The organism is Paenibacillus sp. FSL H8-0283 (genome assembly GCF_045040675.1).
GTDB classification, from domain to species: domain Bacteria; phylum Bacillota; class Bacilli; order Paenibacillales; family Paenibacillaceae; genus Paenibacillus; species Paenibacillus amylolyticus.
Map to the genome: position 1 here is coordinate 1,331,707 of NZ_CP150295.1, position 24,843 is coordinate 1,356,549.

23 protein-coding genes are annotated in these 24,843 nt (G+C 46.8%); 16 read left to right on the top strand and 7 right to left on the bottom strand.

Features of this window, described 5'->3' with window-relative positions:
- The first annotated feature begins 35 nt into the window (after positions 1 to 35).
- Complete coding sequence (locus tag MHI52_RS05960) at positions 36 to 1,049, top strand: alpha/beta hydrolase (RefSeq protein ID WP_340983288.1); 1,014 nt, start codon at positions 36 to 38, stop codon at positions 1,047 to 1,049.
- Positions 1,050 to 1,101: 52 nt separating this feature from the next.
- Positions 1,102 to 1,641 carry a nickel-responsive transcriptional regulator NikR gene (nikR, locus tag MHI52_RS05965; protein ID WP_076319425.1) on the top strand — a complete coding sequence of 180 codons (540 nt, stop codon included), beginning with the start codon at positions 1,102 to 1,104 and terminating at the stop codon, positions 1,639 to 1,641.
- 1,437 nt (positions 1,642 to 3,078) lie between these two features.
- Here the strand turns inward: nikR and MHI52_RS05970 are convergent.
- Positions 3,079 to 3,381, bottom strand: coding sequence for a hypothetical protein (locus MHI52_RS05970; RefSeq protein ID WP_164783214.1), 303 nt, complete (start codon positions 3,379 to 3,381; stop codon positions 3,079 to 3,081).
- A 121-nt stretch (positions 3,382 to 3,502) separates the two neighbouring features.
- Positions 3,503 to 3,766, bottom strand: a complete 264-nt coding sequence (locus MHI52_RS05975; RefSeq protein WP_340983286.1) for a hypothetical protein — start codon at positions 3,764 to 3,766, stop codon at positions 3,503 to 3,505.
- 575 nt (positions 3,767 to 4,341) lie between these two features.
- On the opposite strand from MHI52_RS05975, the gene MHI52_RS05980 reads away from it, so the two are divergent.
- The 5 genes from MHI52_RS05980 to MHI52_RS06000 are packed head-to-tail and all read left to right on the top strand — an operon-like array spanning position 4,342 to position 9,590.
- Complete coding sequence (locus tag MHI52_RS05980) at positions 4,342 to 6,000, top strand: ABC transporter substrate-binding protein (RefSeq protein WP_127547203.1); 1,659 nt, start codon at positions 4,342 to 4,344, stop codon at positions 5,998 to 6,000.
- A 42-nt stretch (positions 6,001 to 6,042) separates the two neighbouring features.
- Positions 6,043 to 7,038: an ABC transporter permease gene (locus MHI52_RS05985; protein ID WP_340983285.1), complete on the top strand. Its 996-nt coding sequence runs from the start codon at positions 6,043 to 6,045 to the stop codon at positions 7,036 to 7,038.
- The gene (locus tag MHI52_RS05990) at positions 7,035 to 8,036 is read left to right on the top strand and encodes an ABC transporter permease (RefSeq protein WP_340983284.1); all 1,002 of its coding nucleotides are present in this window, start codon (positions 7,035 to 7,037) and stop codon (positions 8,034 to 8,036) included. Before MHI52_RS05985 ends, MHI52_RS05990 begins: the two co-directional genes overlap by 4 nt.
- Positions 8,037 to 8,038: 2 nt before the next feature.
- Positions 8,039 to 8,995 carry an ABC transporter ATP-binding protein gene (locus tag MHI52_RS05995; protein ID WP_340983283.1) on the top strand — a complete coding sequence of 319 codons (957 nt, stop codon included), beginning with the start codon at positions 8,039 to 8,041 and terminating at the stop codon, positions 8,993 to 8,995.
- Positions 8,985 to 9,590: an ABC transporter ATP-binding protein gene (locus tag MHI52_RS06000; protein ID WP_282319203.1), complete on the top strand. Its 606-nt coding sequence runs from the start codon at positions 8,985 to 8,987 to the stop codon at positions 9,588 to 9,590. The genes MHI52_RS05995 and MHI52_RS06000 overlap by 11 nt, the downstream gene beginning before the upstream one ends.
- A 192-nt stretch (positions 9,591 to 9,782) precedes the next feature.
- Here the strand turns inward: MHI52_RS06000 and MHI52_RS06005 are convergent, their stop codons facing one another.
- Entirely contained in the window at positions 9,783 to 10,976 is a 1,194-nt protein-coding gene (locus MHI52_RS06005) for a MalY/PatB family protein (RefSeq protein WP_340983281.1), read from the bottom strand.
- 410 nt (positions 10,977 to 11,386) lie between these two features.
- Here MHI52_RS06005 and MHI52_RS06010 point away from each other — a divergent pair, with 410 nt between their 5' ends.
- Positions 11,387 to 12,076 carry a stalk domain-containing protein gene (locus tag MHI52_RS06010; RefSeq protein ID WP_053061461.1) on the top strand — a complete coding sequence of 230 codons (690 nt, stop codon included), beginning with the start codon at positions 11,387 to 11,389 and terminating at the stop codon, positions 12,074 to 12,076.
- Positions 12,077 to 12,206: 130 nt separating this feature from the next.
- Here MHI52_RS06010 and MHI52_RS06015 read toward each other — a convergent pair whose 3' ends face one another.
- Entirely contained in the window at positions 12,207 to 14,216 is a 2,010-nt protein-coding gene (locus tag MHI52_RS06015) for a prolyl oligopeptidase family serine peptidase (RefSeq protein ID WP_405158668.1), read from the bottom strand.
- A 394-nt stretch (positions 14,217 to 14,610) separates the two neighbouring features.
- Here MHI52_RS06015 and MHI52_RS06020 point away from each other — a divergent pair, with 394 nt between their 5' ends.
- The 6 genes from MHI52_RS06020 (at position 14,611) to MHI52_RS06045 (ending at position 18,768) form a co-directional block, all read left to right on the top strand.
- Complete coding sequence (locus MHI52_RS06020) at positions 14,611 to 15,168, top strand: STM3941 family protein (protein ID WP_405158669.1); 558 nt, start codon at positions 14,611 to 14,613, stop codon at positions 15,166 to 15,168.
- Between the two features lie 46 nt (positions 15,169 to 15,214).
- Entirely contained in the window at positions 15,215 to 16,078 is an 864-nt protein-coding gene (locus tag MHI52_RS06025) for an aldo/keto reductase (protein ID WP_405159361.1), read from the top strand.
- Between the two features lie 194 nt (positions 16,079 to 16,272).
- A complete protein-coding gene (locus MHI52_RS06030) occupies positions 16,273 to 16,659 on the top strand; it encodes a GntR family transcriptional regulator (protein WP_036606428.1) in 387 nt (128 codons plus the stop codon).
- Positions 16,652 to 17,350, top strand: coding sequence for an ABC transporter ATP-binding protein (locus MHI52_RS06035; RefSeq protein WP_017690291.1), 699 nt, complete (start codon positions 16,652 to 16,654; stop codon positions 17,348 to 17,350). Before MHI52_RS06030 ends, MHI52_RS06035 begins: the two co-directional genes overlap by 8 nt.
- The gene (locus MHI52_RS06040) at positions 17,347 to 18,087 is read left to right on the top strand and encodes a hypothetical protein (protein WP_036672426.1); all 741 of its coding nucleotides are present in this window, start codon (positions 17,347 to 17,349) and stop codon (positions 18,085 to 18,087) included. Before MHI52_RS06035 ends, MHI52_RS06040 begins: the two co-directional genes overlap by 4 nt.
- A 180-nt stretch (positions 18,088 to 18,267) precedes the next feature.
- Positions 18,268 to 18,768, top strand: a complete 501-nt coding sequence (locus MHI52_RS06045) for a hypothetical protein (protein WP_076251264.1) — start codon at positions 18,268 to 18,270, stop codon at positions 18,766 to 18,768.
- Positions 18,769 to 18,895: 127 nt separating this feature from the next.
- Here the strand turns inward: MHI52_RS06045 and MHI52_RS06050 are convergent, their stop codons facing one another.
- Together MHI52_RS06050 and MHI52_RS06055 are read right to left on the bottom strand one after the other, a co-directional pair.
- Positions 18,896 to 19,780 (bottom strand): WYL domain-containing protein, encoded by an 885-nt coding sequence (locus MHI52_RS06050; protein WP_340983278.1) that lies wholly within the window; start codon positions 19,778 to 19,780, stop codon positions 18,896 to 18,898.
- On the bottom strand, positions 19,728 to 21,083 hold the full coding sequence (locus MHI52_RS06055) for a WYL domain-containing protein (RefSeq protein ID WP_340983277.1): 1,356 nt from the start codon (positions 21,081 to 21,083) through the stop codon (positions 19,728 to 19,730). The genes MHI52_RS06050 and MHI52_RS06055 overlap by 53 nt, the downstream gene beginning before the upstream one ends.
- A gap of 371 nt (positions 21,084 to 21,454) precedes the next feature.
- Here MHI52_RS06055 and MHI52_RS06060 point away from each other — a divergent pair, with 371 nt between their 5' ends.
- Both MHI52_RS06060 and MHI52_RS06065 read left to right on the top strand, forming a co-directional pair.
- On the top strand, positions 21,455 to 22,948 hold the full coding sequence (locus MHI52_RS06060; protein ID WP_405158670.1) for a TROVE domain-containing protein: 1,494 nt from the start codon (positions 21,455 to 21,457) through the stop codon (positions 22,946 to 22,948).
- A 26-nt stretch (positions 22,949 to 22,974) separates the two neighbouring features.
- Positions 22,975 to 23,790, top strand: coding sequence for a nucleotidyltransferase domain-containing protein (locus MHI52_RS06065; RefSeq protein WP_405158671.1), 816 nt, complete (start codon positions 22,975 to 22,977; stop codon positions 23,788 to 23,790).
- 186 nt (positions 23,791 to 23,976) lie between these two features.
- Here MHI52_RS06065 and MHI52_RS06070 read toward each other — a convergent pair whose 3' ends face one another.
- On the bottom strand, positions 23,977 to 24,840 hold the full coding sequence (locus MHI52_RS06070; RefSeq protein WP_339189383.1) for an IS3 family transposase: 864 nt from the start codon (positions 24,838 to 24,840) through the stop codon (positions 23,977 to 23,979).
- Positions 24,841 to 24,843 lie beyond the last annotated feature (3 nt).

Here is a 24,843-nt window from a genome sequence, read left to right on the forward strand (position 1 = left end):
GATGATGGAACGAGGTGGAGCTATTGCAGTCCAAGTTGGAAACGAAACGTACGGGGGCAAAAGGTTTTAAACGTAAACGTTACTGGATTCCCAGCGTTGTACTAATTTTGATCATAGGTTTTATTGGGATTGGTACACAATGGACACCCAAAATAACGGTATTTTTATTAAAATCATTAATTGAAACTGCTAATACAGACACAAATAGCAAGGACACTATGCTCTCGGGTGGGATAACTCGTGTTGTGGATGTACCCTATGCAGACGAAGGGCGTAATGACAGTACACTGGATATCTATTATCCTTCCGTAACATCGGAACCTTTGCCTGTTGTGTTGTGGGTTCATGGTGGTGGATGGGTCTTGGGTGACAAAAAGGATATCGCAGATTATGCCGTACAATTAGCCAAACAGGGTTACGTTGTGGTCAGTATGAATTATGCGCTCGCACCGGATACGAAATATCCCATTCCCGTGATCCAGACGAATCAGGCTTTGACTTACGTGAAGAACCATGTCAGTGAGTATCACGGTGACCCGGAAAACATATTTCTCGCAGGCAATTCGGCAGGTGCCCAGATTGCAAGTCAGACTGCGGCAGTGGTGACCAATCCATCTCTCGCCAAGCTGATGAACATAACACCAGCCGCCCAGCCGGAAGAGTTGCGTGGGGTTCTGCTATTCTGTGGTCCATACAATCTAAGCACGGTAGCCAATACAGGCTTTCCACTCATACGGACATTTCTCTGGTCATATACGGGAGTCAAAACATTCGAAGACTATCCACGACTGCATGAAATGTCGACCGTGCTTCAGGCCACAGCAGCGTACCCGCCTGCATTTATTACCTCAGGCAATGATGACCCGTTGACCAGTCAATCGATTGAGCTGGCACAAGTATTGAAGCGCCTTGATGTTGAGGTGGAAACCTTGTTTTTCTCAAACTCATCAGAGAAGCTGGGACATGATTATCAATTTGATCTGGAGAGTGACGCTGGACAACAGGCGATACATTCGGCAGTACGATTCATGCAACAGTATAGTCGATGAGCAGACAAGTCTGTGGTACACTCGAAGCAAATGAGGGCGCAGGAGGAGAAGTATGGCAGATAAAGAAGATTTGACCCGGTTCGGGGTGGCGTTTCCTACACCTCTAATTGAGCAGTTTGACCAGTATATTGAGGAACAGGGATACAAAAACCGATCTGAGGCTTTCCGTGATCTTGTTCGCAAAACATTACTGCAACCTTCTGCATTACAATCCGATCAGGATGTGGCCGGCACCATTGTTATGGTCTACGATCACCATATCAGTGATCTTCCCATTCGTTTGATGGAGCTCCAGCATGAGGCGCATCATGACATCATTTCCAATATGCACGTGCACCTGAACCATGACCAATGCCTGGAGGTAATTGCCGTACGGGGTAACCTGGGACGATTGCGTCATTTGCATCAACAGATCCAGGTACAAAAAGGGGTATTGTATGCGGAGCTGTCTGTGACTTATGTGGATGAACTTAATAAACTGGCTCATGCTCAGAGTAGCGGTCAGGATGGCAATCTGAATCAAAGTCTGGACCACAATCAAAGTGCGGGTCAGCATGGTCACAGCCATCATCATCATCGCTCTACGGAGTAAGACAAATACGAGTGAAGTTTTTAAAAAATAGCGAATGTAATTAAAACAGACCATTGGTTAGATGTGATATGCTCCCTTCATCGTAGACAGCAGAGAAAACAAACTTCTACGTCTACGATGAGGGGAGTTTTCTTATGTCTTAACTAAGTCCGGTTTCTTTAGAAATTAAATTACACATCGTACAAAGCTGTCTTGAGCTCCAATTCAATCCGAATGTAGAAGCTAAACACTTTGGGGTAAGCAAGAATTCAGTCCAGGATACAGAGTACATGGATTGGACGGGTTAAAGGTACCGAAAACCGATACTCAGGGGATCGAATGTAAACCTGCTCATAAAGGGAAAAAAACGGTCTCCTGTGATTAAGGGACGTAAAAAAAAAGCTCAAGAACGAATAGGGAGTGCACAATTTAACTTCTTCCAAAAAAATGTAAAGTGTGCATGCTAGAAAGTGAAGCGTCTTGTTTCATAGGTACTCATCCCACGCAGATAATAAACTCGTGATGGATACCTTGAAAAAGGCGTATGTCAAACATTCAGGTGTGCTGCCTATGATCCAGAGTGACAGAGGCTTTCAGCACATGTCTCGTGAGTAGAACCATCTTCAGTTGAAGTACGGATAAACGAAGAGGAAGTTTCGTGTAAGTCGCTGTCTGGATAACCAACCGATTGAACGATTTTGGGGAACGTATAAGTTAAAAATTATTATATCTAGGGCACTACTAAGATCTTCACAGCGTGATTCACAGGTATATTGTGCTACTAAGAAACTACCGTTACACAGAGCATTTGAGCTGTGTATCTCCGAACGAATACGGACGAGCTGCATAAACAAGATGCCTTAGCACGTCATCCGAACTAAGGCATCTAAATGAACTCATTTTTTGTTTTTTTACTGTTTACTTTACAGGGAACAATTTAAGATGTAGGTGGCCTTTTGTAATTAAATTTGTTTTAGGATTTATGATTGTACAAATGCTCAATGATAATATTTTGTAATTTATTGCTGTACCGTATCTCAAAATAGTTAAGACACAGTAAGACAATTATCAGAACCAGCAGAACAGACACAATTTTTTGGAATTTACTCATTACCAATTATACCCCCACATTGAATGTGTTACTTAAATCGATCAATGGCACTGTGCCATTCCGAAACATGACTGACCTGTACTCCGGTGTAAGTAGATGCAGGATTTGCTTTCCAGCTGCTACCTAATTCAAGTCTATCTGATCCTTGGAGATTCTTTAAGAAACCAGGTGTGATTATCCACTTTGCTGTATCTGCACTTGTGTTCTCTGTGACAGAAATGTTGGGATTACCATCGTAAGTAAAACTCCACTCTAAACCCCACGGATACGCAAATGAAACTGTGTAAGGTCCACTACTTGAGGTTTTAGGAGAAGCACTATATAAATCATCTTTTGCGTAAATGACATCATGAGTAACTGTTAACTTCTTGGAATTGGTAGAGCCCAAGTTTGTTTATTCGAATAATATCTTTGATTGCGAAATAATCAAATTTTGGATCTGACTCATTATTCTCTTTGTACAGAAACCATTGAGTAACCATTTCACCACTATATTGTCCATAAAGGCCGACAACAGTCCTAATATCAGTTGTATTACTTTTTATAATAGTAGCAGAAGGAGTAATTTGATTCGCTCTTTCTTCGTGATTGACGATTTGATTTAAAATAATTGATGCATCCGTAGGTATTTCGTTTCCGTTTTCATTCATGTTTTGATAGTTAAGCAACAACAATTTATAGTTTTATCCTCGAGTGTATAACCCACAATCTCTTGTTCGGTTGTTTCTCTTAGGCCGCTTTTTAGTTCACCTTCGTTTTGTTGAACATCATTTAATGACGAGCGATCTTACTTCCCCCCTCAGCTTCATTACTTACTTTAAACTCTAACGGTTGGTTTAAAAGCTCCTCATATTTCCCCGAAGTCAGCCCACCATATAAGTAAACCTTTTTCCCGCCTTGAAGTGCTTTTTGTAAGAATGATCTCATTTCAGGGTTGATTGCAAATTCCTTTACATCATATGGGAAAGAGCTGTAATCATTAAGGGCATGTAAATCAGAACTAGGTTTCTCTAGTACAATGTTTGACTGTGCCACGTTTTTGCTAATTTCTTCAGTGGTAGCAAAAAACAATCCTTCTTTTGGTTCAACAGAAACAGGAGCTCATATAAAGATGAGCTAGTCACTTAGAAAACATAAGAGATGCAGCCAATCTTAATCCAAATAATTTCACCTTACTCTTAGACATTTTTTCACCATGGTTTTTTATGAGCAGGAAAAGGATGTAGTATGTAATACATTACATACTACATCCTTTTCCAACTCTTATAATATATAACAACAAAAAATGAAGAAAGTTTTATAATAATTTAATTTTTATGTTATTTAGTTCTTCTTTGGTTCCGAAACTTTTGTGCGTCATCCGAGCTATGACATCTCAATTCAAGATGCCAACGGTCTGTTTTTTGTTATTTGTTATAATACCTAACTCTATATAAGCAATACAGATGCTCGATTATAGAGTTTATCCGGATTTTTATCTGAAATATGAAAAAATATGGATTTTGAAGTTAACTTTATTGACATATGATTTATATTTTGTGCTACAATTTCTCTAAAAAGTAACACGAAAAAAGGGAGTGAAGCACATATTTAGAGGGGGAACGACCAGAATGGGCAGATTTTTATGGAGATGGGGAAAACGAAAAGGTAGAACAGGATTAGGCATTTTACTTGTATGTTCCATTGGTTTATCTGGTTGTGCACAGGGCACAGCGCCAACAGCTTCGTCAGCAGAGAATGGACAGTCAGGTACAGCCTTAACCAAAGACGAATTGGTGCTGGCCGTTGGCACCGAGCCGGAAGGTGGGTTTGATCCAACAACCGGATGGGGGCAATATGGGTCACCACTTTTCCAGAGTACCTTGCTGAAGCGGGATGCCAAGTTACAACTGGTTAACGATCTGGCTACGGCATACTCAGTTAGTGAAGATGGGCTGACCTGGACGGTTACACTCCGGAACGATGTGAAATTCTCTGATGGGGAACCCCTGACGGCTGAGGATGTAAAATTTACGTTTGAAACAGCTGCCAAGAGTGGGTCTGTGATTGATTTGACGAATATGGCTGATGTGCAGGCACCTGATAATAGCACGGTTGTATTTACACTGAAGTCGCCGCAGTCTACATTCATCAGTCTGCTGACGACACTTGGCATTGTGCCTGAACACGCCTATGGTGCCGATTATGCAGAACATCCGGTCGGATCAGGACCGTACAAGCTGGTTCAGTGGGACAAAGGACAACAGGCTATCGTTGAGGCCAATGAAGAATATTACGGTAACAAGTCTGCATTCCACAAACTCACCTTCCTCTATCTGGATGAAGATGCGGCCTATGCCGCTGCACAGGCAGGTACGGTGGATATCGCTGCTATCCCGGCAGCGTTTAGCAAGCAACAGGTGAATGGCATGACATTGGAGGCCGTGAAAACCGTAGATAACCGGGGCATCATGTTCCCCATGCAACCTGCTGGTGCCAAGTCGGGCGATGGTCTTCCCGCAGGGAATGATGTGACATCCGATCTGGCCATTCGCCAAGCGGTGAATGTCGTGATTGATCGTGAGGCTTTGGTTGAGGGTGTACTGGAAGGGTACGGTCGTCCAGCGTATTCCGTCAGTGATGATCTGCCTTGGAGCAATGCAGAAGCTGTATTTACAGATGCCAGTCTCGAAGAAGCGAAGCGCATTCTGGCGTCTGGTGGCTGGGTGGATGCGGATGGTGATGGTATCGTCGAGAAAAACGGCGTTAAGGCCGAATTCAATCTGCTTTATTTTGCAGGTGATTTAACAAGACAATCTCTGGCACTGGCTGCTGCGGATATGGTAGCTCAGGCGGGAATCAAAATCAATGTTGAAGGCAAAAGCCGTGAAGAGACAAAAAAGATGGCTTACTCCAACGCTGTATTGTTTGGGTGGGGCAGTCATGATCCTTTGGAAACCTATAACCTCTATAGCAGTACTCATAAGGGAGAAGGGTATTACAATGTGGGGCTGTACAGTAATCCTGTCGTGGATTCTTGGATGGACAAAGCCCTTCAGGCCACCAGTGAAGAAGAGGCATTGCCATTCTGGCAGAAAGCGGAATGGGATGGAACAACAGGTTTCAGTTATCAGGGTGATGCGCCATGGGCATGGCTCGTAAATATAGATCATCTGTATCTGGTTACGAATGGACTGAACATTGGTGAGCAGCAGATCCATCCTCATGGTCACGGCTGGCCGGTGACAACCAATCTGGAGGAATGGTCCTGGGATAACAGTACAAAGTAGGAAACGTACCGGTAGCTTTAGCCTGAATTGGGGAGAGATTGGATGACGGGCAGGAATGGATGGGCCAGATTTGTTGGTTTTAAAGTGTTGCGACTTGTATCTTTATTGGTTGGAGTCAGTGTGTTGTCTTTTATATTAATGCAATTCTCTCCTGTGGACCCGATCGAAGCCTACATTGGTGGAGACATGATTAGAGTAAGCGCCGAACAGCGCAGTTTAATCGAAGAACGTTGGGGATTGAATGAATCTCCCGTGGAACGATTACTAACCTGGGGACAAGCGCTGATTCAGGGAGATCTGGGGACATCAATGATCTACAGACAGCCTGTAGCGGATATTATCCAGGAACGGTTCATGAATTCTGTTGCGCTTATGGCTGTGGCTTGGATATTATCCGGCATCATTGGTTTCACTCTTGGTGTAGTTGCCGCCATGAGACGGGATTCGAAGCTGGATCGCCTGATCTGTTGGTATTGTTATACGCTGGCCTCCACGCCGGTATTCTGGATTGCGCTGTTGCTGCTGATGGTATTTGGGGTGTGGCTCGGATGGCTTCCAGTTGGTCTTGGGGTACCCGCAGGGCTGTCGGCTGATCAGGTCACATGGGGAGATCGGGCTATTCATATGATTCTGCCAGCGTTGACTCTCAGCCTGACCGGGGTAGCCTCTATTGCTTTGCATACCCGGCAGAAGCTCACAGATGTGCTCGAGTCAGATTATATTCTGTTTGCGAGAGCGCGAGGTGAGCGTGGATTTCAGCTGTTCCGTCGACATGGGTTCAGACATGTTGTTTTGCCAGCCATCACGCTGCAGTTTGCTTCGTTCAGTGAACTGTTTGGTGGGGCTGTGCTTGCAGAACAGGTTTTTTCATACCCCGGCCTTGGTCAGGCGACGGTTCAGGCGGGGTTGCGTGGAGATGTTCCACTGCTGCTTGGACTTGTGATGTGCAGTGCGATTTTTGTTTTCACAGGTAATATGGTTGCCGACATTCTGTATCGCTTGATTGATCCACGGATGAAGGAGGAGCTGATGTCATGAAGCAGACGGTAGAACGCTCCTCCGAGCAGACGACAGAAACAGCCAAAATACAGAAAGTGAAAACTGCGAATCAAGAGGTACGGTACAACATTAATACCGGGTCTCTACAAGCTGGGAATGGAACAGGAACCTCACGCCCATCGAGAAAAGATCATACGGCTGCCAGAGACCAAAATTTCCGCAACCCTCGCCAAAGAGCGGTGATCTGGGGAAGCCTCGCGGTGATCTGGATTGCCGTTGTATGGTTGACGGGCAGACTGCTTCCGGCTGGTTCTACGCTGACTTCACTAATGGATCGGAATTTGGCTCCAACCTGGGCACATCCATTTGGCACAGATTGGCTCGGAAGAGATATGTTCATGCGTACGTTAAAAGGATTGGCAACCAGCATTCAAGTGGGATTGCTCGCTGCATGTGGTGGCGGATTGATCGCACTGCTATTGGGTTTGGCTGCCGCTTCAAGCAAGGCTGCTGACCGGGTAATCTCATGGATTATCGACCTGTTCCTGAGTGTACCTCATCTGGTATCGCTAGTTATGCTGGCCTTTGTATTCGGTGGAGGTTTGGCAGGAGTGGCGGCAGCGATTGCGCTGACGCATTGGCCGAATCTGGCCCGGATTGTAAGAGCGGAGATGATTCAACTGAAATCCGCAGAATACATTCAGGTTTCACACAAGTTGGGCCAATCGAGGTTACAGATTGCGATGCAACATATGCTGCCACATCTGGTCCCGCAGCTGTTCGTGGGCATATTGCTAATCTTTCCCCATGCGATTCTGCATGAGGCAGCCATTACGTTTCTGGGGCTGGGGTTGTCCCCACAACAACCGGCAATCGGAATTATTTTGTCAGAGTCGATGAGATATTTATCTGCTGGCATGTGGTGGCTCGCCTTTTTCCCGGGACTGGCATTGTTGCTGGTTGTTCGTGCTTTTGATGTATTGGGCAACAGTCTGAAGACATTGACGGGTACAGGTAGTTCAAGGGAGGTGAGGTAAATATGGCTCTGCTTGATATTGAGGGAGTGTCGGTGTCATTTCGGCGCGCTCGTGGTTGGTTTGGACGCGAACAGACTTATGTCATTCAGAATCTGAATCTTTCCATAAACGAGGGCGAGATCGTGGCTGTTGTAGGCGCAAGTGGATCGGGTAAAAGTGTGCTGGCGCAGGCCATCATGGGCATTCTGCCTGCCAATGCCAGGTTAGAGGGACGTATTAGCTATAATAGCGAGCCTTTAACCCCAGAGCGGCAGCTTCATCTGCGTGGAGACGAACTGGTGTTGATTCCACAATCCGTCAGTTATTTGGACCCGCTGATGAAGGTGGGAAGACAAGTTCAGCCGGTAACCCTGGATTTGGGACGGAAGAGCCGCTTCATAGCTCGATCCCATATGAAAAAGACGGAGCAGGAGCTGACGGATCGTTATCATCTTCCTCAAGGAACAGCCGGGAAATACCCGTTTGAGTTGTCTGGAGGTATGGCAAGGCGGGTGTTGATGGCGACAGCGACCTCAGGTCAGCCCAAGCTGATCATTGCAGATGAGCCGACACCAGGCATTCATCCCGAAGTGCTGGCCGAGACGATGAAGCAATTTCGCGAGCTTGCAAATCAAGGCGTAGGTATCCTGTGGATCACCCATGATGTCACGACAGCCCTGATGGCAGCCGATCGTATCGCTGTATTTTATGCGGGGACCAATGTAGAGGCGGCGCAGGTGGATGATTTTAAAGGGAATGGAGAACGTCTGCGTCATCCATATACAAAAGCGCTCTGGAATGCGTTGCCGCAGAACGGATTTCAGCCACTCCCAGGCTCCCAGCCGTTGGCAGGTCAAGAGATCACGACAGGATGTTCATTTGCTCCCCGATGTAGCGTAGCAACCGTTGCATGTACCCGCGAACGTCCAGAACTTCGTAAGGTACGGGGCGGAGAAGTGAGGTGTTTCCATGTCACTTGAAGCACGGGACGTGAGTTACCGTTATGATCCGAAATCGTGGGTGTTCCAGCAGATGAATATGCAGGTGAAACAAGGCGAAGTCGTTGGCTTGTGGGGACCAAGTGGCTGTGGAAAAACAAGCCTTGGACGCATCCTTGCAGGATATGCCGAACCTGTGGCAGGACAAGTGCTTCTGGATGGGAACCCACTCCCACGTACAGGAGTATGTCCGGTTCAGCTGGTATTCCAGCACCCGGAGAAGGCTGTGAATCCACGCTGGCGGATGCGTCGTGTACTTCAGGAGGCGTCTGTGCAGGATGAACAGTTGCTCGAAGCTTTGGGTATTCAGCAGACCTGGTTGGACCGTAGGCCGACTGAATTATCAGGTGGAGAACTGCAACGTTTCTGTGTGGCGCGGGCGCTTGGCACAGCGACACGTTATGTGATCGCAGATGAGATGACAACGATGCTGGATGCAATCACTCAGGCACAGATATGGCATACCGTGATGGAAGTGGCTCGCCAGCGTGATCTGGGGCTATTGATCATAAGCCATGATCGGGATTTGTTGAACAGGTTGTGCGACAGAATTACACCGATGCCGATATCGATGTGACTGTAATTTTAATTATGTTTTGAATAAATAAAATGATCGAATACAAAAGGGGTGCCCCTTGTGAAGTCATTGACCATGAATATGAGTCATGGACTTGACTACGGGGCACCCCTTTTTCTATTTTGACAAATATTCACCATTTAACAAACAGTACACGTTTTGTTCGCAACGTACATAGATGTAACTGACAGCTTATTTGCCCGACACATTGCTTAACAACACAGATAACCTGCGCATCGCCTCTTCAACCGTGGAACGTGGACAGGCTACATTAATGCGCATGAACCCTGAGCCCTCTGTTCCAAAGAAGCTCCCGTCATTGAAAGCAAGCCCTGCTTCATGAAGAAGCATATTGCATAGTTGTGCATGTGGGATATTCAGCTCCCGGAAATCCATCCATAACAGATAGGTCGCTTCGGGCAGATGCATCTTAATCTGAGGCATGTGTTCCGCAACATATTGCTGTACATACTCCATATTTCCACGGATATAGGCAAGACACTCATCCAGCCATTCCTCGGCATCATTGTAAGCAGCTTCGGTTGCAACAGCCCCCAATGTGCTGATATTGGCAAGTCCCATCGTTTTTACACCCTGCGCGAACGATTCCCGCAACTTGGCATTGGGGATGATGATATTGGATGTGCAGAGGCCAGGAATGTTGAACGTTTTGCTTGGAGCCGTACAGATGATGCTTAGATCAGAGACGGCGTCCGAGATCAGGGTCAGTGGTGTATGAGTTCCGCGCTGATGAACAAGATCGGCATGGATTTCATCTGAAACCATCAGTACGTTGTATTGCAGACACAATGACGTAAGCCCTTCAAGCTCTTCACGAGTCCATACCCGTCCAACCGGGTTATGAGGACTGCACAGAATCAGCATTTTGACCCGACCGGTCTGTAAGCTGGATTCCAGTTGTTCCAGATCCAGCGTGTAATGACCGTTATTCTCTACCAAAGGATTGGTGATCAGTTCACGGCCCTGACCACGTACTACTTCATAGAAGGGAGCATACACCGGGGTTTGGATGACTACAGCATCTCCAGGATCGGTGAATCGTTGTACAGCAATGCTGAGTGCGGGCACAATACCTGGAGTGAATACGATCCAGTCATCGTTAATTTTCCAGTTGTGACGCCGTTCCATCCAGCCTGCAACAGCTGCATGATACGCCTCAGTCCGTACTGTATAACCAAAAATCCCGTGCTCCATCCGTGTTTTCAGGGCCTGAATGACGGATGGTGGAGCAGCAAAATCCATATCGGCCACCCACATCGGAAGCGCATCAGCGGCTCCGAAGATATCCTCAAGCGCATCCCATTTTTCTGATCCGGTAGAGATCCGGTTAATAGACTGGTCAAATGTGCTGTTATTGTTGTTCATCGTATTTAATCCCCCTTGAGTTCCGTTCCTTCGACCACAAATCGACAAATAATTATCTAATACATTGGTTAATTTCGCAACTATTGTGCGTGTATGATTAGCTTCATATGTATGGTCCGGAATTCAGGACTTTATTCATATAAGAACAACTTAACGAGCGAGAGTACAGCGGGAATACGACAAAGACTATTTTTGTACGCCCTTGGTCCTGTTTTGTTCATATATTATTTACAACCTCTTGTCAGATGCTATTATATTGCTAACATTTGGTGGAACAACGGGCTGTTATCCGAATAAGCTCGTACCCATACATGATGAGCATAACTACATGAGTCTTTCGCGTACATCGAGCGATCGCTTGAATCGTATTATGCATAAGGCTGACATTTGAACTCAGGAGGCGTTTAGGGATGAAAAGCAAAAAGTGGTTGATTGCTGCGGGTGTGTTTGGCATGGTGTTAACCGGATCGGCAGGTGTATATGCAGGTACACAACTGGAGACAATCAAAGCTTATCTGAACCATGGGCTCGCCATCGAAGTGAACGGACAGAAATTTACACCGACAGGTGACCAGGGCAAAAAGCTTGCGCCAATTACATATCAAGGCAGTACATATCTCCCCGTTCGTTCGATTGCCGATGCGTTAAAGACCGAAGTGAAGTATGATTCCCAAAACAATAAAGTAAGCATCGGTTCTTCAAGCTCTTCTGGTGGGTCAACATCCACAGGCAACAGCGGATCGACATCGCCCTCAACAGGTACAAACACACAGGCGGCAGGAGTAAAGTCCAAGTATCTTCCGGCTGATTTCCCATTACCGAAGGATGCGAAGGCAACAAGTCTCATTGAGAACATAATGGATGGTGACAAAAAAGTAGTGCTCACGTACACAACCAAAGAAACGTTGCTAACCGTTGGAACATCCTACAAAGACTACTACCAGACCAAAAACTTGAGCCAGAACACTCAGGATATCCAGGCAGATGGCTTCAGCATTGTGGGTCGTGAAGATGGCAAATATGCCGTAACCATCACAGGTTCGGTGTCTGCAACCAATAAGGATCTGAATGAAATCACCGTAGTGTGGGGCGAAGAGTAATCTTTCCTTCTATAAGAGGTGAACAGCAAAAGCCGCCCGTTGAAATCATAACAGATTTCATTGGACGGCTTTTAGGGTTGAATCCATATCTGGTTCTATACTCTGAATTAATAGTCTAGATATTAGTCCGCTACAGGTACTCGTTAAACCATCCGGCAATATGCTCCAAACGGCGTACCCTCAAGTGAGGGTGACCTCCACGGGACAACTCGTGGTTTGCCCCTGGGAAACGAACGAGCCTTGTGGTCTGCTTGCGTCTTTTCAGCGCAATGAACAATTGCTCGGCCTGTTCAATTGGACACCGCAGATCCTGTTCGCCATGTAAAATGAGCAGCGGAGTACTCACGTTGCCGACATAAGCGAGCGGAGAATGTTTCCACAGTTTTTCCGTGTCATCCCACGCGTTACCGCCAATCTGGTCTTCCGTGAAAAAATATCCAATGTCACTTACGCCATAGAAGGATAGCCAGTTGGAGATGGAACGTTGGGTAACAGCGGCCTTGAAGCGATCCGTGTGTCCAACAATCCAATTGGTCATGAAGCCACCATAACTACCTCCGGTTACGCCCAGTCTGGATTCATCGATAAACTCATATTGAGACAGGGCATAGTCCACGCTCTCCATGAGATCGCGATAATCTCCACCGCCGTAATCTCCGCGACATGCGTCTACAAACTGCTGCCCGTATCCGAGGCCACCGCGTGGATTGATATACACAACAGCGTAGCCTTGTGCGGCGAGAATCTGGAACTCGTGCATAAATGTAAAACCATACATCATGTGTGGGCCGCCATGAATCTCCAGAATGGTCGGAATTTTGACCCCGTCGACCATGCCATGAGGTTTCATGATCCATCCTTGCAGCCGTAGGCCATCTGAGGAATTGAACCAGAAGGTCTCAGGTGTACTTAGATGGATCTCATCCTCAAGCTGTGGATTGCTGCGGGTGAGCTGAATCGGTTCTACCCCGGGATTTTCCGGTTGTTCATATATATAGAGATCACCAGGATTTAGTGTATCGGCTACAGCGGCAACGATCTGCCCGTTTTCCAACTCGGCAAATTGATAAATCTCCCGTTCGTCAGGCCATATATAGTCAGCACTGCTGCCGTCTCGAGCGAATTTGGCGATGCGTACACTGCCATGGATGGTCGCCAGACAGAAGATTGAAGAACCATCCCTGCTGAATACAGGCCCCGTGGTTGTCAGATGTGATCGCATGTCGCCAACAATGCTGTGATTCAACTGTACGTCCCAATCTGTGCTCAGACATACGAGTTCACCACCTGATATTGGAAGGGTGTACAACTTCACAAGCGTGGCATTTCCATAGGAACGGTCACTGGCGAGCAGTGCAAGAGATTGTCCATCCGGTGCAAAGACCAGTCGGCTGAACGTATACCCTTCCGGGGTCAACTGTTGCACATCCGATCCGTCTGCTTTGGCAAGGTACACATGATTAGTCAGGGTGTAATCATTATGGTCCTCGCCTTCTTCAGGCATCTGCGCAATCCAAGCGATGGATGTTCCGTCCGGGGACCAGGCGTAGTCTCCGACGTCATAATGACCTGTAGTTACAGGAATTGCTTCCGCATCGATCGGTGCGAGAGCGAAGAGGTGGGAACGTCTACCGTTCCATAATCCGCTGGCATCTGATTTCATGCGAATCCGGTCTACGACATGTTCTTGCAGCAGTTTGGGTTTATCGTCTATAGGATCTGTATGTTCTGATTCTTCATTTCCGCTCATATCCACGGATGATTTCGCAAGTATGGTATGGCCATCCGGTGACCAGAGCAGAGAACTGACGCCATGTTTCAGGTGACTGATTTGCTGTGCTTCTCCGCCATCTGATGCGATAATCCACACTTGGGATTTCCCATCAACCTCTCTTAGAAAGGCAAGCTGAGACCCATCGGGCGACCAGGCAGGGGAATGATCCTTCTCACCAGAAGTAAAGGGCCTGTCCTTCTGACTCCCCAGATGCAGCAGTCTCAGGTGAGAACAATAACCGTCACGTGCTTCATTCGTTTTCCGGCTTACATATACCAGTTGTCCGCCTTGAGGGGACGGAGTTGGATCATTAACCCATGTAATCTGATAAAGATCTTCCGATGTTATGCCGCGCTGACTCATCATTGTTTGTCCTCCCACCATGAATTAGAATCGGTTAATTTCCTAACCTTTCCATTTATATTAACGGAAAGCTAGGGACAGGACAATATGACTAAGGATGGGAGGGGAGACTTTTATAACAGCGATCGGAAGGTTGTTCTGTCATCGGAGTGACCCATGCAAACATTCTTTAGTTCAATTCATATAGGTGTGTTAAAGGATTTGCTCGAAGGATGACGAATCCTAATGTTGAATAAGCGCAGAAATGACGAAAAATGGTCTTAATTCAATGTTTAACACTGGTTAATTTGGTTTAATGTACAATGCAATTCCTGTTCTACATTCAGGTATTTGGTTCATAACCATTCGTTTATATAGAACTTGTATGATTCAGTCGCAATGGAGGAGGAACGTCACGTTGAGCACATCCTATGAGCAGCATGTGGAATATCCAAACCGGAAACGAATGGCGTGGCTCACGGCAGGGGCAGCACTTTTTGTGGCAGCCGGATTTTTTTTAATTTTTGATCGTTCTTCAGTTACGAATGATTCCATCCTTTCGGATGTGATTGGACTTCTATCCATTTTGTTTTTCGGGCTATGTTTCTGTTACAGTCTGTTAAAGATGATTAAGAAGGAACCTTCTTTTGTAATCGATGAGGATGGGTTTGTGGATGCATCTTCTTATACCGCAGGAGGAGCAGTGGCCTGGAGAGACGTTGAGAATATTTTTATGTATGAATTGATGGGACAGAAAATGATCGGGGTCAAGTTGCGGGACGAGAAAGCCTTTCTGGATCGCCAGAACGGGATGAAACGCAAATTGATGACGGTCAACAGTAATATGGTCGATGCAACCATCAGCGTTGCCCAGAGTAGCCTCACAGTTTCGCTGGATCAATTGTATATCATGATGATGAGCCACTGGAGACATGTGAGTGATAACATGATTTATGATTCATATCATCGTCGTTAGAGAGGTCAGAATGTCCATAAGTCTTCAGAATGGAGGAATATAGATGATGCATGGTAATCAAACACGCACGATTCTACTTCCGGATGGAACTGCACTGCCTGCGATAGGACAAGGCACATGGAACATGGGAGAGAAACAATCCAGCCAGCAAGAAGAAGTACGCGCACTGCGTTCCGGTATTGAACTGGGAATGACCGTGATTGATACGGCGGAGATGTATGCAGAAGGCGGGGCAGAAGTTGTTACGGGAAAGGCCATCGCGGGCTATCGTGATGAAGTTTTTCTCGTATCCAAAGTGTATCCCCATCATGCGGATCACAAGCAGATGATTGCCGCTTGTGAGCGTAGTCTCACGCGTCTTGGTACAGATCGTCTGGATCTGTATTTGCTTCACTGGCGTGGAGGAGTACCGCTCGAAGAGACGGTTGAGGCTTTGGAACAATTGAAGCAATCCGGTAAAATCATTCGCTGGGGTGTATCAAACCTGGATACAAGGGATATGCAGGAGTTATGGAGTCTGCCGGAGGGGTCTCAGTGCATGGTGAATCAGGTGCTCTACCATGCAGCTTCGCGTGGTATTGAACATGATCTGCTTCCCTGGATGCGGGAACGGAGCGTTCCTGTAATGGCGTATTGTCCACTGGCACAGGGTGGCAGACTTCGAAGTGAATTGTTGGAGCATCCAGTCATTCAGAAGATTGCGCAGGATCGAGGAGTTACGACTTCGCAGATCGCATTAGCCTGGGTGATCAGGGATGGAGATGTACTGGCGATTCCGAAGGCGGTACAGCTGAATCATGTGGCAGACAATGCAACAGCAGTGAAAATCGTTTTGACACAAGAGGAACTCGCCCGTTTGGATGGGGCATTCCCTGCACCTAAAGGCAGTGTACCTCTAGATATCGTGTAAAATAGATAACAATACGATTAATAAAGTTATGCAGAGCAGATCTTCACGATCTGCTCTTTTTTTGTATGGATATCGATAGCAGAAGCTTGCCCATCAATTGAGCGAATATATATTTTAACAAATGGGCTTTACAACACTATTTCACTAGTGTACTATGTAACTAACACACCAGTACAGAGAGGGGCGAGAGCTTTGTGACTATAGAATTTGATAACAATTTACCAATCTATCTGCAGATCATGCAGTACATCAAGAGACAGATTGTAACCGGTACACTTCAGGCAGGTGACAAAATTCCTTCGGTTCGTGAACTGGCGGCCGAACTACAGATCAATCCAAATACAGTACAACGGACATTTCAGGAGCTTGAGCGGGAAGAAGTGGTCGAAACCAAACGGGGCTTGGGCAGATATGTGACCAGTGAGGAGCGGAAGATTATGACGATCAAAAAAGAGATGGCTGGTGAATTGCTGGAACGCTTTCTGACCGGAATGCAGGAACTGGGGATCGAAGAGCAGGATATCTTATCCATCGTAGCCGATGCCGTTGCGGAAGGAAAGGGAGGAACAACGCATGAGTAACATCCTTGAACTGAACCAGATCAATAAGACATATGGCAATAAGAAAGCGCTCAGTAATATTACATTGGATATTGCTCCAGGACGAATCGTAGGTCTGCTGGGTAGCAATGGTAGTGGAAAAAGTACGCTCATGAAGCTGGTTGCAGGTTTGTTGCATCCGAGCAGCGGAACGATTCAAGTTACAGGTAAGCCTGTTGGGCTGGAGACGAAGGCGCTGGTTTCATTTATGCCGGATCGCCCATTAACCGAGAAGTGGATGAGAGTGCGGGATGCGATTGCGTACTATCGCGATTTCTATGCTGATTTTGATGAAGAGAAGGCGCGGGAGATGCTGGACTTCATGAATCTTGTCGAGAGTGACCGGGTACGGCATCTGTCAAAAGGTATGAATGAACGACTACAACTAACACTGGCACTTTCTCGTAAGGCTCGTCTGTATTTGCTGGATGAACCGATTGGCGGAGTAGATCCGGTTGCGCGTGGCAAGATTCTGGATGCGATCGTCAAATTCTATGATGAAGACAGCAGTCTGATCATCTCCACGCATCTTGTGAATGATATCGAACGGATTTTTGATGAAGTTGTCTTTATTCGCGAGGGTGAGTTGGTGATGCGGGAAGAAGTGGAAACGCTCCGTCTGAAATATGGGAAAAGTGTGGATGAGATGTTCAAGGAGGTCTATGCGGAATGATGACATTATTGAAGTATGACTTTAGAAGGAACTGGAATACACTGCTGGCTGGGCTAGTTATTTTGATTATCGCTCAAGTGGGGCTTTCCCTTTTCGTGTCTGAGGTCACAGGGATTGTGCTTGGCATTATGGGTTATGTTGGAGTAGGTGTGGCTATTTATGTGAAAATGATCAAAACATACACGTCCAATATCCGCTCTTATAATCGCCGTCTGTTACCCGTAACGGGCCTATCACATGTGTTGTCTCCTTTGATCTTTGGACTACTTTGCGGGTTGGGGTTAGTCATTATATTCGCGACTCATGCCTACATCTATATCTCAATGAAGCTACGAATGAACATGGCTACCAATATTGATCTTTCGGGTCTGCATGTTTCGGATTATATTAGTTTGTTGCTGTTTAGCGCATGGGTTATGGTATTCATGACCGTCATTATCTTCCTTTCGATCTCGATTGCAGGCAGCTTCCGTTGGAGAACGGGGCCATGGATTGGAATCGTTGCATTCTTTGTCCTCGTTAATCTGCTTGGCTGGTTGGAAAATATCATTACGACAGGACGTTTCAGTCCAAATGAGATGTTCCGGTATACGGAAGAAAGTACAGGTATTGCAATCACAGCCAATGGTGTATTATGGTCGGACGGCATGTGGGGAAGCATTGTATTTGAAGTCATTGTGGCGGTCATCTTGGTATGGGCTACCATTTACCTGAACAACAAAAAAGTCGAAGTCTGATAACAGGATAACTTGAACGTGATGCGAGCAACCAGGGTTGCTCGTTTTTTTACATCCAGTAGTAATCCACTTTTTGAATCCATTACCATTAATTATACGTATATATAAATATATTGTGTGCTTTATGCGAGATTAGTTTAAAGAGAACAAAAGGATATGTAAGCGAAAGGAGGAAGCGTTATGGAACTATACTTCAGGGATAACTTTTTTAACGCGGGTTACACCGAGATTATGAATCCGAATCAGGAACAGGCCGGGCATCTGGATTTGAAAAGTGTCTTTGGTTCTTCGCTCGATGTATCGGATAACACGGGATTGGTCTGCAGCGGCAAATTTCGCATGTTAACGAATCGTTGGGATATCACTGCAGCAGATGGGAGACATCTGGGTGTGCTTCGGGCCAGGTTCAGTTTCTTTAACAAAAAGTATGAATATGATGCGGGATCACGCGGTACGTATGATGTGTCTGCCCCAGCATTTTCGCAGGAATATGATATAAGTGGCAGTGGTGGCCGCATCGTGGCCAGTTTCCGTCGCACCAGCGGCTGGTTTAGTTCAGGGGCATTTGTATTAGATAACCAGTCGGAACAACTGGACACGTATGAATTAATTGCAGTGGTCATGGGCGTGCACGCGATTAACAAAAGAAGGAACTCGGCAGCTAGCAGTGGTGGAACCTAGTTTAGGCGCATGTATAGCAAAAAGGTTTGGATGAGATCATCCAGACCTTTTTTTTCGTATATGGATATGGATATGGATATGGATTTGGCTTTTGAGCAATAGTTATGGTTAACCCACTCTTACAAAATCATTGGCCATCGGCTTTCGCAAGAGAGCCTTCCTCGCGTTGGGGGTGCTGAACTTCATTGGAGTGTTTGGGATGCATAACAGAATCTGTCTCTGCATAACGGGCCAATGCCTTGGCAGCTGTCTCGGACATCCGCTCCCGCAGCATCGTGTGGTCAGCGATTCGAACCCGTTTGCCTAGAAAACGCATCTTGGATAAGACATAATCCATCTCATTCCGCGGAACGGTCAGCTCGATTCGATACGTCTGCTCGGCTTCTAGGTACTCGACCTGTTTCTCGAAGCAGGAGAAGGCATAGAGGATGCGGGATAACTCCTGATTGAACTCAGGCAGAACCTCGATGGTGATGGTCGTTTTGCGCTTCTCCGTAATTGCGGCAATTCGAGCAGTGTAACTCGAAGCGGTATCCGGTTCAACCTGCTGGGCTTCCACGGTAACGATGCTGTGCAGTTTGGTGGACATGAGTTTGTCGAAGCGAGGCGCGTACCAGAGCACGTACCATTCTTTTTTTACCATGGAATACTCCAGTTTATACGGGAAGCCGAATTCATCCTGGCTTGTGCGTCCATTGCGGACGCGGCCTGTCATTCGAAATCCCTGATGATGCAGAATGATTAGCCGTAACTGTCGAAGTAGTGGGTGAGAGACACTGTTTTCTTCGCTTTTGGCTTTTTCAGTCAGGTAATCTTGAAGGTGCAGGTCCTGCTCACCATTCAGCATGTTGTACATTTTATCCAACGTTACAGCGCTTAGCGCTTCTCTCGCAGCAGGGTGATTCAGCATCATGCGAAGCCAGGCCCGTTCCTGTGAGGTCCAGGTGAACAGTCCGGTTTCATTCAGTCGTGTCATCATCTGGTAATTGAACATCTTCTCGAACAGGTTCATAATATTCCGCAATCTCCTTCCATTCCTTGATCATCTCCTGGCGTAGTCTCTGAGGTGCGATTATTTCACAGCTGGAGCCAAAACTCCGTAACCACGGTTTGATCTCGGTGGTACCGTTGACCTGAATTTCATAGAGAAAGGTATGATCCGTTTCGGGTATAATTTTGCCCCATTGACCTTGCAGACGAACCCGATCCAGAATGAAGTTGCGCTGACCACGCTCCGGGTGGAAAAAGCGTGCTTGAACCGTCACAGTATTCCCCGTATCCACGAGCCAACTGTAGCGACTAATGTCGGTCCACTGCTGCTTCAACTCGAGCATGTATTCCTCTTCGACTGACTCCTCTTCCTCCAGTTGGGTTATACCTTCCATGCGGAATTTCACAAAGCCACGGCGGCCCTGATATCCAATGACATACCAACGACCATACTGATGGTCATAGATCACTTCAAGGGGCACGATCCGGTTGGATCGACCATCTGCTTCCCGTTCAAAACGTGGATTCGTATTCTGTGAACTGTAGCTGGATGGTTTTTTCGGTGAATAGTATATGAACTGCACACGCTTGCGCTGACGAATCGCACCAAGCAGTGTGTAGAGATGCGCTTCATCCAGGATACGAGAATAATAGTGATACTTGTAGATATAGGGTTCGGTAGCTTCTTCTTGCGGGAAACTTGCCGTAATGGCTTTTTTTAAACTGTCCCGCAATAAGTACCCCTGTACGGAAGGAACTTGGGTGTTCGCCATCATATCCACAAAATCATACAACTCCAGCTGTTCCACCACTGTTAATTCGGTAAGGACGTCCTGTTGTAAAGCATATCGATACGGTCTGCCACCGGGCTCTTTTCGAATAACCCCAACCTCTTCCAAATACTTCAGGTCGGAGCGAATGGTTTTCTCGTCAGGTAACGCCAGATCCTCCGGCAGATCAGCACAGCAGGCGTCCAGCAGTTCCATTGCGGTTAAGGCTTTATGTTGTAAGGTATGCAAAAGAACAGAAAGACGCTGAACTTCAGTCTCTTTCATCGACTTGGCGCGGAAGAGAAAGAGCAGCATTGGCTCTGCCGACTCCCCGTATTGGAAGCGGACGAGATCTGCCATTTCCCGGCTTGCTTCGGCACCTGACCGCTGGTCAGCGACGGTCTGCATGATTTCTTTTAATCTGCGATTGGTTTTATCAAAGGTATGTACGGATATGCCAAGCCGCTCGGCATACTGTTTACGGTTATATGCACCGCTTGTTAGGGATAACATGCGTAAGAACTGAATTTCTTTGTCAAAACTCTCTCTTGCCATGCACATTCACTCCTTGTTATCCCTTCATTGTAGCAGGATGAGTAGCAGGTTTCATTTTAAACTTATGAAAATTCACTCCATTTCAGAAATTGAGTCGTCGTCATACTTTTACCATGTTCGCATGTAGATGTGTGAGGCATAATGAGGTTGTGAAGCGGGACAGCAACAAGCGCTGTGAATTAAGGTTCCGAGGCGCCAGGGAGGGTTACTTCGACTGTTAATCGACCAGGTCGTTGGTTCGAATCCAATCGCCGCCGTTCATGGCGGTGTAGCTCAGCGGTAGAGCGGGTATTATACCTTCCCACCTTTTTCCTCGGAACATTTTATTATGAAAGAACAGCAAATAGACTCACACCGGGAGGTCATGAGTGATGAGCAGAGCGAAACAATTATTTAATCAACCTCAGCCAACGACACGTAATCATGGGGGTTATGGAGCCTATGAGCGATTGGTGGAGGAACAATATATACAGATGTTGATGACCAATACATTGAACAATACGTTTTATACAGATACCCAGCAACTGATGGACGATGCGATGGTCAGTCATCAGGAGATGGCTGAGGTCGATGCAGGGTTTATGGCGCGGGCGCTGGTCTATGCTCGTAATGAAGGTTTGATGCGGTTACAGCCTCTATACGGGCTGGCACTGCTGTCCAAAGTGGACCCGGATCAGTTTGCGAAGGTATTCTCCAAGGTGGTACAGACACCGGCTGACTTGGCCGATTTTCTGACCATTCTCAGAGGAACTGGTCGGGGACAGGGCGGCCGAGCGGTGAAGCGTCAGGTGAGTCGGTTTTTGAACGGCATTACTGAATATTGGGCCATCAAATACAACGGGCGTGGGCGTGGATACAGTCTGGGCGATATGATCGCTACAGCACATCCCAAGCCGATAGATACGAAGCAACAAGCCTTATTCCGTTATTTGCGCGGGCATGAGGTGGATCTTACGGAACTTCCGCAGTTGCAGGCGCTTGAAAAGCTGAAAGCTACCCCAAACCCGGCAAGTCGGATGCATCTGATCGAGAAAGGTAAACTCCCTTATTCGGTGGTCACCTCGATCATGCAACCGACACGTACAGTGTGGGAGGCGTTAATGTCACAAATGCCGACTTTTGCGTTGCTGCGCCATCTGAATGCAATGGATCGGGCAGGTGTTTTTGATAAATCGAAAAATATCGATTACGTAACAGGTCGTCTAACGGATGCAGAAGCCCTGCGTAAGTCGCGCATCTTACCATTCCGATTCGCCAGTGCATATGAAATGATTGCGAGGGAAGAGCTGCGGGATGCTTTGCGACAAGCGGTAGAGATATCCATTGGCAACCTACCAACGCTGCCGGGAAGAACGGCTATTTTCCTAGATCGTTCCGGTTCCATGCAAGGGGATTATTTACGGATTGGTTCGGTGCTGGCACTGGCGCTTTATAAGCAAACAAGAGGTAACGCACTGTTCTGGTTATTCGACCATATGGTTGAGGACGCTCGTCCCAAGATGGATGAGAGCATCCTTTCCCAAGCTCACCGTATTCGCGCACAAGGTGGAACAGACACCGGTCGACCAGTGCGGGAACTACGGGATATCGGAGAAAAAGTGGATCAGATCATTATGATCACCGATGAACAGCAGAATGAAGGCAGCCCGTTATATGCTGAGCTTGAGCGATATCGGCGGATGATGAATCCGGAGCTGAAGGCATTTATTGTGGATATAGCACCTTATCAGCAGGCAATGGTACCGCCACGGGATGGAAAAACCTTTTACATCTACGGTTGGAGTGAAACGGTATTGACGTATATTGCCGAGACTGTGGCAGGATATGATACACTCGCGAACCGGGTGAGAGGGATAGAGATTTAATTGAGGGGATTTGGAGGCGGCTGACCATGAGCTACGTTCATGAAGAAATGAGAGATACGATTAGACAACAGCTGAAGCAAATTGAACAGGAGGAGCAGGTAAGGATTATCTATGCCTGTGAATCGGGCAGTCGAGCCTGGGGATTTCCTTCACAGGATAGTGATTATGATGTGCGTTTCCTGTATGTGAGACCGCTGGAGTGGTACTTGTCGATTGAGGATAAAAGGGATGTTATTGAACGCCCAATCAGTGACCAGCTCGATATCAATGGTTGGGATCTGCGTAAAGCGTTGAAGCTGTTTCGCAAATCAAATCCACCACTCTTGGAGTGGCTGCAATCCCCCATTCAGTATGATGAACAGTATAACGTGGCACAGCATATCCGTGCGCTGTCACCGTTGACCTTCTCGCCCAAGTCCTGTATGTATCATTATCTCAATATGGCAAAGGGGAACTTCCGCGACTATTTGCAAGGTGAGCGAGTGAGGATTAAAAAGTATTTCTATGTTCTTCGCCCCTTACTGGCTTGTGGCTGGATCGAACGTTATGATGCGATGCCACCGATGGCATTTGAAAAGCTGGTTCAAGAACTTGTACCTGCGACTACACCGCTATATACGGAGATTCATGAGTTACTACGCCGGAAAAAGGCGGGCGAGGAACTGGATCTGGAGCCGCAGTTGCCAGCAATACAAGCTTTTTTGGCGGAGAAGATCGAGCATTTTGAACGACTGGCTGGCCAGATGGAGAATGAGCAGATTATTCAATTTGAAGAATTGGACCGGATTTTCCGTTTTGCATTGCAAGAGGTGTGGGGCGAACAACTAGGGAGTTTCTTCTAACCAGGGTGCGAGCGATCCCGTGATGATGTCCGCGTCCCGAACGTTTTAAAGTTCGGGTTGGCTGGCTGATTGTGACGAATTGCTAGGGAGAGTATGTTCCAAGGAACACAGGACGTCTTATGTGGCCTCCAGGGTGCCTTTTTAAAATGTAAGGAACATGGTGGACCTATGTCAAAAAAGTAGACACTACGCTGCGGATTTGTCCGTAAAATTCATCGCAAAACGAGCAGGGGAAAGATACCCTAGTGCGCCATGCATTCGCTTGCGGTTGTAATAGAACTCAATGTACTGGTAGATGGCAGTATAAGCCTCTTCCGGCGTCTTAAAACGAGGGTTGCAGTAAATGAGTTCCTTCTTTAAAATACTGTGCCATGACTCAATACAGGCGTTATCATAACAGTTTCCTCGGCGGCTCATGCTTGATTCCATTCCGTATGATTTTAGTTGCTCCACGTATTCTTTTGACGTGTATTGAGAGCCGCGATCTGAGTGATGGAGTAATCCCCGAGCGGGGCGTTTGGCCTTATAAGCTTCCTCCAGTGCACCCATCACCAAACTGGTTTCCATATGGTTATATAGACGCCAGCCTACAATTTCACGTGTGCACAAATCCAGAACGCTGGCGAGATATAGACGACCTCCTCGGCAAGGAATGTAGGTGATGTCGGTAACCCATACCTTATTCGGTTTGGACGTTTTAAATTGCTGATTCAGCGTATTTGGCGCAAGGGGATGGTCGTGTTTGGAATCCGTCGTCTGAACGCGATATTTGGGCATGACCACAGAACGTAGATTCATTTGACGCATGTATATACTGACGGTACGTGAAGAGATTCGCAGCCCTTCTAAATGGAGCAGATACGTAATTTTAGGGCTTCCACACCGCATCTGGTGGTCGTAAAAATGATAGCGAATACGCTTCATGACCTCGTCTTTACGGTTCTGCCGCATGCTGGTTCGGTCCATTCGCCATTTGTAATATCCGCTCCGTGATACTTGAAAGGTTCTGCACATCTTCTCCAAAGAAAACTCGGAGCGATGATCTTCCACAAA

Excerpts from the sequence above, each read along its gene's own strand:
- MHI52_RS06025 (WP_405159361.1), top strand. The coding sequence starts at position 15,215 with ATGCATGGTAATCAAACACGCACGATTCTACTTCCGGATGGAACTGCA.
- MHI52_RS05985 (WP_340983285.1), top strand. The coding sequence starts at position 6,043 with ATGACGGGCAGGAATGGATGGGCCAGATTTGTTGGTTTTAAAGTGTTG.
- MHI52_RS06010 (WP_053061461.1), top strand. The coding sequence starts at position 11,387 with ATGAAAAGCAAAAAGTGGTTGATTGCTGCGGGTGTGTTTGGCATGGTG.
- MHI52_RS06065 (WP_405158671.1), top strand. The coding sequence starts at position 22,975 with ATGAGCTACGTTCATGAAGAAATGAGAGATACGATTAGACAACAGCTG.
- MHI52_RS05990 (WP_340983284.1), top strand. The coding sequence starts at position 7,035 with ATGAAGCAGACGGTAGAACGCTCCTCCGAGCAGACGACAGAAACAGCC.
- MHI52_RS05980 (WP_127547203.1), top strand. The coding sequence starts at position 4,342 with ATGGGCAGATTTTTATGGAGATGGGGAAAACGAAAAGGTAGAACAGGA.
- MHI52_RS05970 (WP_164783214.1), bottom strand. The coding sequence starts at position 3,381 with ATGAATGAAAACGGAAACGAAATACCTACGGATGCATCAATTATTTTA.
- MHI52_RS06000 (WP_282319203.1), top strand. The coding sequence starts at position 8,985 with ATGTCACTTGAAGCACGGGACGTGAGTTACCGTTATGATCCGAAATCG.
- nikR (WP_076319425.1), top strand. The coding sequence starts at position 1,102 with ATGGCAGATAAAGAAGATTTGACCCGGTTCGGGGTGGCGTTTCCTACA.
- MHI52_RS06055 (WP_340983277.1), bottom strand. The coding sequence starts at position 21,083 with ATGGCAAGAGAGAGTTTTGACAAAGAAATTCAGTTCTTACGCATGTTA.
- MHI52_RS06045 (WP_076251264.1), top strand. The coding sequence starts at position 18,268 with ATGGAACTATACTTCAGGGATAACTTTTTTAACGCGGGTTACACCGAG.
- MHI52_RS05995 (WP_340983283.1), top strand. The coding sequence starts at position 8,039 with ATGGCTCTGCTTGATATTGAGGGAGTGTCGGTGTCATTTCGGCGCGCT.
- MHI52_RS06005 (WP_340983281.1), bottom strand. The coding sequence starts at position 10,976 with ATGAACAACAATAACAGCACATTTGACCAGTCTATTAACCGGATCTCT.
- MHI52_RS06050 (WP_340983278.1), bottom strand. The coding sequence starts at position 19,780 with ATGAACCTGTTCGAGAAGATGTTCAATTACCAGATGATGACACGACTG.
- MHI52_RS06015 (WP_405158668.1), bottom strand. The coding sequence starts at position 14,216 with ATGATGAGTCAGCGCGGCATAACATCGGAAGATCTTTATCAGATTACA.
- MHI52_RS06035 (WP_017690291.1), top strand. The coding sequence starts at position 16,652 with ATGAGTAACATCCTTGAACTGAACCAGATCAATAAGACATATGGCAAT.
- MHI52_RS06040 (WP_036672426.1), top strand. The coding sequence starts at position 17,347 with ATGATGACATTATTGAAGTATGACTTTAGAAGGAACTGGAATACACTG.
- MHI52_RS06060 (WP_405158670.1), top strand. The coding sequence starts at position 21,455 with ATGAGCAGAGCGAAACAATTATTTAATCAACCTCAGCCAACGACACGT.